We start from the raw sequence: 7,809 nt of genomic DNA, 5'->3' as shown, positions 1-7,809 counted from the left end.
CGGAGCCCTCGATCGTGACGAAGGAGAACGGAGGGCGCTCGTCGTCCACGCACAGCGCGACACGCCCGTCGCGGGCCAGATTCCGCCCCTTGACGGTCCGCTCGCCCGTGTTGAAGACGAGGTCCGAACCATCCAGAACGAACCAGATCGGGGCGATGTGCGGACTCCCGTCCGCCCGCACGGTGGCCAGCTTCGCCGTTCGCGTGCCTTCCGAGACGAAGGCCCGCCATTCCTCATCGGTCATTTTGTGGGTCATATGCTCATCATCCTTGCTGTCCGCCGAACGGTGGGGAAGGCTTGCCGAAGGCTTCCTCCGAACGGGGGGAGCGGCTGCGGACGGGGAGAGCGGAACGTGGAACGGAACGCAAGACTGGGGTGGCTTCTCGACGAACTGACCCAGCGTGTCGAGCACATCAAGCACGCTCTGGTGCTCTCCAGCGACGGCCTGGTCACCGGCCTCAGTGCCGATCTCGCGCGGGAGGACGCCGAGCATCTCGCGGCGGTCGCCTCCGGCCTGCACAGCCTCGCCAAGGGCTCGGGCGCGCATTTCCAGGTGGGTAAGGTACGGCAGACGGTCATCGAGTTCGACGAGGCGCTGCTTTTCGTCACGGCGGCGGGCGACGGCAGCTGCCTGTGCGTGCTGAGCGGCTCGGACGCGGACGTGGGACAGGTGGCCTACGAGATGACGCTGCTGGTGAGCAAGGTGGGGGAGCACCTCGGGGTGGACTCCCGGCGGCCGGGAGCGGCGGACTGAGGAGACGGCGGCGGCGCGGGTGCGGGGGCGTGCGCGTGCGGAGGGCGGGGTGGTCCGGGGCTTGCGGAAGTGCCCGCGCAGGTGGCCTGTCTTGTGCACAGGGCGCGGTGAAAGTCCGATCATCAACGCGTTGAAGAGCTGACTATCCGGTTACCACCGAGTTATCCACAAGTGGTCGGAAGGTGCTGTCCGTCCCTTCGCCTACGGTCTGTCCCAAGGTTCGGCTCCGAGGGGGACGATATGGCGGTACGTGGTGCGACGACAATGAGAACGGCGGACGAGGGGTTCGCCCGGGGTGACTTGCTCGCTCCTGAACGGGCTTTTCACCGGCTGGAGTTGACGGCCGAGGAGGGGGAGCGGGCGGCTGTGCTGGGCCTGCTGCCCTCCGTGCCGCCGCACGGCGCCCTCCCGCGCCGCTTCGCCGTGGTGGACATCGAGCGGCAGCGGTCCGCGCCGCGCTTCCCGGTCGCTCTTCGCGAGGCGGTGCGGAGCGTGGGTACCGCCGAGGCCGCCGAACTGCTCGGTATCGCCCCGCACCGCTTCACCCGCCTGGCCAAGCTGGGTCTGCTCGCGCCACTCGCCTTCCATCTCAACCGGTACCGGGCCGTCGTCTGGACCTACCTCGCCACGGAGGTCGCGGAGCTGGGGCGGCGCAGGCCCGAACTGCTCGTCGGCAGGCTCCCGGTCGCCCTCCGCTCCACGGCGGAGGGCGACTGGCGGCCCGCACAGTGGCGGGAACGACGGCGTGCCTGCCTGCCCCGGCTCAGCTCCGACCCCTGGGAAAGAGCGGCTTTCCTCGCGGTCCAGCTCGGTCCCGAGGAGACGGCCCGTCTGGTGGACCCCGACGAGTACGGGTACCTGCGCCGCCTCGGCCCCACCCGGGAAGCGACCGCCCTCCCCGCCCTGACAACGGCCCAGGAGCCCGACGAACTCACCGCCGTCCGGGCCGGGTTCCTCCACGAACTCGCCCTCGCCCGGACCGACCGCCGAGCCCCTGTCGCGACCACACCACGGCGTCTTCCGGCGTTCTCCGCGCCGCAGGGCCCGCCCGCCCAGCCTCTGCGGTCGGCTCCCTCCCCGCGATCCGCCTCGTCCCCGGAGCGGAAGCATCACGAGCCCGCTACCTCGTACTCGCTCCCGTCGCCACGCCCCCACGGTGCTCGCGCCGACCGGTCGCGGTTCCCGGGCCCCGGCCCGTGCCCGGCCCCTACGCCCCCGTCCGCCGGACCCGCTGTGGCTTGGGACCCGAGGCGTTCTCCCGCAGGACTTCCGATCCCGTGTCCTGTCCCGTCCGCGTCGGATTCCGAGCCGTACGCCTCCGCTGCCGCGCGTTCTGCGTCCGGTGCTGTGCCGCCCGATGTTGCTCGGGTGCCCGTGCCCGTGCCCGTGCTGGGGTCGGCTCCCTCTGCGCCGCACTCCCCGACGGGGACGTCGGCGGCCGCGCCGCCCGGCCGGACGGCGCGAGGCGCCGCGACGTTCCCGGCTCCGTGGGCACCGCCGCCCCCGGAAGGCCGCCATGGCGCCTCGCCGCCCGGGAGCCCGCCCCCGGCGGGGCGGCCGTCCGGGCTCCGGCCTACGCTCCCGGTCCGGAAGCCTTCGGACCTGGTACCGGCTCACGCGCTCGCGTCCCCGCCCGCCGTCCAGCCCGCGCGTCCCGCCCCGGCCGAGCCGCGCTCTCCCTCGCCGCGCGCGGCCACGCCCGTGAACCAGGCTTCCCCGGATCAGGGACCCGGCCCCTCGTCCCCCACCGCCCGGCTCCCCCGCACGACTGGGCGCCCGGCCGCCGAGGCGGACGGGCCCTCACCCGTCCCGTCTCTTCCCGCGCAGCCCCTGTCCCCGATCCCGCGCCGCTGCTGCTCCCACCCCTGTGCCGCGCCGGGCGCCTCCTCCGCCCCGCCGCCCTGCTGTCCCTCGCTGCGCGTGGACGAGGGGGACGGCCCCGGCGACCGGCGGTCACGGCGGTGGTTCATGCGGTGGCCTCGCAGGGACGGCCACGTCGCGTCCCGCGTGTGCTTCCGTCCGGCTCCGCGCCGGGCTCCGGTTCCGGCTCCGGGTGGTGCGGGTGCACACGGCACCGGGCCCGCGCCGCCCCGTGCGGCGGCTAGCCGCGCTGCTTCTGCGGCGTCTCGCCGTCCTGCTCGTGCGGCGTCTCGCCGGTCCGCACCTGGATGCCGCCGCGTGGCCGGAACAGTCCCTCCTGCACGACCGAGACGAGCAGTGCGCCCGCCCGGTCGTAGATCCGGCCCCTGGCCAGCCCGAGCCCGCCCGTGGCGACCGGCGACTCCTGCTCGTAGAGGAGCCATTCGTCCGCGCGGAACGGCCGGTGGAACCACATCGCGTGGTCGAGCGAGGCGAGGTCGAGCAGCCGGTCGCCCCACAGCGGCTCCACCGGGAGCCGCACGGCGTCGAGCAGCGTCGTATCGCTCACGTAGGCGAGCGCGCACGTGTGCACGAGCGGGTCGTCGCCGAGCGGCGTCACCGCCCGCATCCACACGGCGCTGCGCGGCTCGGCGCCCGCCGTCTCCTCGGGCGTCCACCGCAAGCGGTTCACGTAGCGGATGTCGAAGGGCTGTCGTCGCGCCATCCGCTCCAGCTCGACCGGCACCCCGCCGAGGTGGGCGCGGACCTCGTCGGCGAGCCGGGGGAGCGACTCGGGGTCCACGAGCGGCCCGGGACCCGTCGGCGGCAGCTGGTGCGCGAAGGCACCCTCCTCGGGCACGTGGAAGGAAGCCGTCAGGGCGAAGATCGTGCGGCCCTGCTGCACGGCCGTCACCCGCCGCGTCGAGAAGCTCCGGCCGTCCCGTACCCGCTCCACCTCGTAGACGATCGGCACCCCCGGGCGGCCCGGACGCAGGAAGTACGCGTGCAGCGAATGCACGGGACGGCCCGTGTCCACCGTCCGGCCGGCCGCGACGAGCGCCTGTCCGGCGACCTGTCCGCCGAAGACGCGTTGCAGCGACTCGTCGGGGCTCCGGCCCCGGAAGATGTTCACCTCGATCCGCTCCAGGTCGAGGAGGTCCACCAGACGCTCGGGCACGGGCCCGCCCGTGTCGGCCATGGTCACGTCCGCCCTTTCACGCAGCACGCCCCGCGCCGGACCGGCACGGGCTCGGGGAGGGGACACCGGCGCGGCCCCGGGGACCACGCCGGCCACGGGCGCGGCTCAGAGCTGCCCCACCGACGTCACCCGGACCACCGCGCGGCCCTCCGCGTCCGAGGCGGTCAGGTCCACCTCGGCGCTGATGCCCCAGTCGTGGTCGTCCTCCGGGTCGTCGAAGATCTGCCGCACCCGCCACAGCGCCTCCTGCGGCCGTTCCTCGATGAGCAACAGCTTCGGGCCGCGCGCGTCGGGCCCCGTGCCCAGCTCCTCGTGCGCGTCCCAGTAGGCGTCCATCGCCTCGCCCCAGGCGTCCGCGTCCCAGCCCGCCTCGGCGTCCATCGCGCCCAGCTCGTCCACCCGGTCCAGCGCGGCCAGCTCGACGCGCCGGAACATCGCGTTGCGCACGAGCACCCGGAAGGCGCGCGCGTTGGCCGTCACCGGCTTGACCTGGTCGGCCTTCTCCTGGGCCTCCTCGGCCGTCATGTCCTCCGGGTTGGCGAGCTGTTCCCACTCGTCGAGCAGGCTGGAGTCCACCTGGCGCACCAGCTCGCCGAGCCACGCGATCAGGTCCTCCAGGTCCTCCGACTTGAGGTCGTCGGGGACGGTGTGCTCCAGGGCCTTGTACGCGGAGGCGAGGTACCGCAGCACGATGCCCTCGGTGCGCGCCAGCTCGTACAGCGAGACGTACTCGGTGAAGGTCAGCGCCCGCTCGTACATGTCCCGCACCACGGACTTCGGCGACAGCGGGTGGTCACCGACCCACGGGTGGCTCCTGCGGTAGGTGTCGTAGGCGTGGAAGAGCAGTTCCTCCAGCGGCTTGGGGTAGCCGACCTCCTGGAGCCGCTCCATCCGCTCCTCGTACTCGACGCCGTCCGCCTTCATCGCGGCGACCGCCTCGCCGCGCGCCTTGTTCTGCTGCGCGGCGAGGATCTGGCGCGGGTCGTCGAGCGTGGACTCGACCACCGAGACGAGGTCGAGCGCGTACGAGGGCGAATCCGGGTCGAGCAGGTCGAAGGCCGCGAGCGCGAAGGTGGAGAGCGGCTGGTTGAGCGCGAAGTCCTGCTGGAGGTCCACGGTGAGGCGGACGATGCGGCCCTCCGCGTCGGGCTCGTCCAGGCGCTCCACGATGCCGCCGTCGAGAAGCGAGCGGTAGATCGCGATGGCGCGGCGGATGTGCCGCAACTGCTGCCGGCGCGGCTCGTGGTTGTCCTCCAGGAGATGGCGCATCGCGTCGAAGGCGTTGCCCGGGCGGGCGATCACCGCGAGCAGCATCGTGTGCGTCACCCGGAACCGGGAGGTCAACGGCTCGGGCTCGGACGCGATGAGTTTCTCGAAGGTCTTGTCGCTCCAGGCGACGAACCCCTCAGGGGCCTTCTTGCGCACGACCTTGCGCCGCTTCTTCGGGTCGTCACCGGCCTTCGCGAGCGCCTTCTCGTTCTCGATGACGTGCTCGGGAGCCTGCCCGACGACCAGCCCCGCCGTGTCGAACCCGGCCCGCCCGGCCCGCCCGGCGATCTGGTGGAACTCCCGCGCGCGCAGGGTCCGCACCCGGTTCCCGTCGTACTTCGTCAGCGCGGTGAAGAGGACCGTACGGATCGGCACGTTGACGCCGACACCGAGGGTGTCCGTCCCGCAGATGACCTTGAGGAGCCCCGCCTGCGCCAGCTTCTCGACCAGGCGCCGGTATTTCGGCAGCATCCCCGCGTGGTGCACACCGATCCCGTGCCGTACGTAGCGCGACAGGTTGCGGCCGAACTTGGTGGTGAAACGGAAGTTGCCGATCAGCTCCGCGATGCGGTCCTTCTCCTCGCGCGTGCACATGTTGATGCTCATGAGCGCCTGCGCGCGTTCCACCGCCTGCGCCTGCGTGAAGTGCACGATGTAGACCGGCGCCTGCCGCGTGTCGAGCAGTTCGGTCAGCGTCTCGGTGAGCGGGGTCAGCTTGTACTCGTAGGAGAGCGGCACCGGGCGCGTCGCGGAGCGCACGACGGAGGTCGGCCGGCCCGTGCGGCGGGTGAGGTCCTTCTCGAAGAGCGCGACGTCACCGAGCGTCGCGGACATCAGGACGAACTGCGCCTGGGGCAGTTCGAGCAGCGGGATCTGCCAGGCCCAGCCCCGGTCGGGCTCCGCGTAGAAGTGGAACTCGTCCATGACGACCTGACCGATGTCGGCGTCCTTGCCGTCGCGCAGCGCGATCGAGGCGAGGACCTCGGCGGTGCAGCAGATGACGGGGGCGTCGGCGTTGACCGAGGCGTCGCCCGTGAGCATCCCGACGTTCTCGGTGCCGAACATCTTGCACAGGTCGAAGAACTTCTCCGAGACGAGTGCCTTGATCGGCGCGGTGTAGAAGGTGACCTTGTCCTGCGCCAGTGCCGTGAAGTGCGCCCCGGCGGCGACCAGGCTCTTGCCGGAGCCGGTGGGCGTCGAGAGGATGACGTTCGCCCCCGAGACCACCTCGATCAGCGCCTCCTCCTGGGCCGGGTACAGGGTGATCCCCCGGCTCTCCGTCCACGAGGCGAAGGCTTCGTAGAGGGCATCGGGATCGGGGGTCGCAGGGAGCTGATCGATAAGGGTCACGCCCCCATCTTGCCCTTTCGCCGCCGGGGAGGGGGAATCGGCGGAGGACACGAAGATCACGACCGGTAGGGTGAGGGATCGCTCGTCCGGGCGGAGGGAAGCGGGACGGGACGTCAACTGCACAGCGGTGCGTCGAAGGTGGGGGAACACGCTCATGATGGGACCGGCACACGCGCTCTCCGGGGCCGCGGCCTGGCTCGGGGTCGGCGCGCTCGCGGCGGCCAACGGCCACGCGATGCCCTGGCCGGTACTGCTCGTCGGGGCGCTCATCACCGCCGGGGCGGCCCTCGCGCCCGACCTCGACCACAAGTCGGCGACGATTTCCCGGGCCTTCGGGCCGGTCAGCAAAGCGCTCTGCAACTTCGTGGACGCGCTCTCCTACGGGGTCTACAAAGCCACCCGCGGCAAGAAGGACCCCCGTAGGAACGGCGGCCACCGCACCCTGACGCACACCCTCGTCTGGGCCGTCCTCATGGGCGCGGGGGCGTCGGCGCTCGCCGTCGCGGTCGGACGCTGGGCCGTCCTCGGCATCCTTTTCGTCCACATGGTGCTCGCCATCGAGGGCCTGCTGTGGCGGCAGGCGCGGGTCTCCAGCGACGTGCTCGTGTGGCTCCTCGGCGCGACCAGCGCGTGGATGCTCGCCGACTTCCTGGACCGGCCGGGCAACGGCGCGCACTGGCTCTTCGCGGGCGACGGCCAGGCTTATGTGTGGCTCGGCCTGCCGATCGTGCTCGGTGCGCTCGTGCACGACATCGGCGACGCCATCACCGTCTCCGGCGCCCCCATCCTGTGGCCGCTCCCGATAGCCCGCAGGCTGTGGTACCCGCTCGGCCCCCCGAAGTTCATGCGCTTCCGGGCCGGAAGCTGGGTCGAGCTGAAGATCCTCATGCCGATCTTCATGGCCCTCGGCGCGGTCGGCGGCCTCTTCGCCCTCAACGTGGTCTGACGGGCCGGGGGACCCACCAGCCTCCGGAGACGGACCACGGCGGGCTTCATCCCCGAGAAAGACTCTTGTCCGGGCCCGTCCAGCCCCTCCTACCGCTGCCGTCACGGCTTGCGCGTCCCGGTGAGGGGCCGCGCGAGGGGCCCGCAAGCGTTTCGGCGGGTCCCACCCACGTGCTGCCCCGGCGTGCCGTCGCGGAGGGGGCCAGCGAGGCGCGACTGGACCGTCGACGCGCACGGCGACCAGCCGGAAGGACGAGGACCCGGTGTCCCGGGCGCCGTGTCCCGGCCCCGTTCCCAGGTTCCGCCCGGCCAGCCCTCCCAAACCCCGGGGATCTGCCCGGCTGACCAGCCCGACCCTGTCGCGCCCGGCGCCCGGTCGGCGCTGTCCCGCTCTGCCGCTCGTCGCCCCCGGCCTCGGCTCCGGCGGGCCGGT

5 protein-coding genes and 1 pseudogene are annotated in these 7,809 nt (G+C 72.5%); 3 read left to right on the top strand and 3 right to left on the bottom strand.

Annotated features, from left to right (window positions below):
* A partial coding sequence (locus SSBG_RS01390) for a PPOX class F420-dependent oxidoreductase (RefSeq protein WP_158677733.1) occupies positions 1–256 on the bottom strand: 256 nt, incomplete at its 3' end.
* Between the two features lie 96 nt (positions 257–352).
* Between SSBG_RS01390 and SSBG_RS01385 the strand changes: the two genes are divergently transcribed.
* Both SSBG_RS01385 and SSBG_RS35975 read left to right on the top strand, forming a co-directional pair.
* Positions 353–754 (top strand): roadblock/LC7 domain-containing protein, encoded by a 402-nt coding sequence (locus tag SSBG_RS01385; protein ID WP_008744449.1) that lies wholly within the window; start codon positions 353–355, stop codon positions 752–754.
* A gap of 240 nt (positions 755–994) precedes the next feature.
* A pseudogene (locus tag SSBG_RS35975) lies at positions 995–1,690 on the top strand (DUF6397 family protein); the annotation flags it as partial.
* A gap of 1,165 nt (positions 1,691–2,855) precedes the next feature.
* On the opposite strand, the gene SSBG_RS01375 reads toward SSBG_RS35975, so the two are convergent.
* Both SSBG_RS01375 and SSBG_RS01370 read right to left on the bottom strand, forming a co-directional pair.
* On the bottom strand, positions 2,856–3,812 hold the full coding sequence (locus SSBG_RS01375; RefSeq protein WP_008744447.1) for an acyl-CoA thioesterase: 957 nt from the start codon (positions 3,810–3,812) through the stop codon (positions 2,856–2,858).
* Between the two features lie 105 nt (positions 3,813–3,917).
* A complete protein-coding gene (locus SSBG_RS01370; protein WP_008744446.1) occupies positions 3,918–6,491 on the bottom strand; it encodes a DEAD/DEAH box helicase in 2,574 nt (857 codons plus the stop codon).
* A gap of 94 nt (positions 6,492–6,585) precedes the next feature.
* Here SSBG_RS01370 and SSBG_RS01365 point away from each other — a divergent pair, with 94 nt between their 5' ends.
* A complete protein-coding gene (locus SSBG_RS01365) occupies positions 6,586–7,377 on the top strand; it encodes a metal-dependent hydrolase (protein WP_008744445.1) in 792 nt (263 codons plus the stop codon).
* The last annotated feature ends 432 nt before the right edge of the window (positions 7,378–7,809 follow it).

It is taken from the genome of Streptomyces sp. SPB074, assembly GCF_000154905.1.
In the GTDB taxonomy this organism is placed as follows: Bacteria; Actinomycetota; Actinomycetes; order Streptomycetales; family Streptomycetaceae; genus Streptomyces.
The sequence above is the reverse complement of the archived record's forward strand: the minus strand, read 5'-3'. Positions and strand labels throughout refer to the sequence as shown.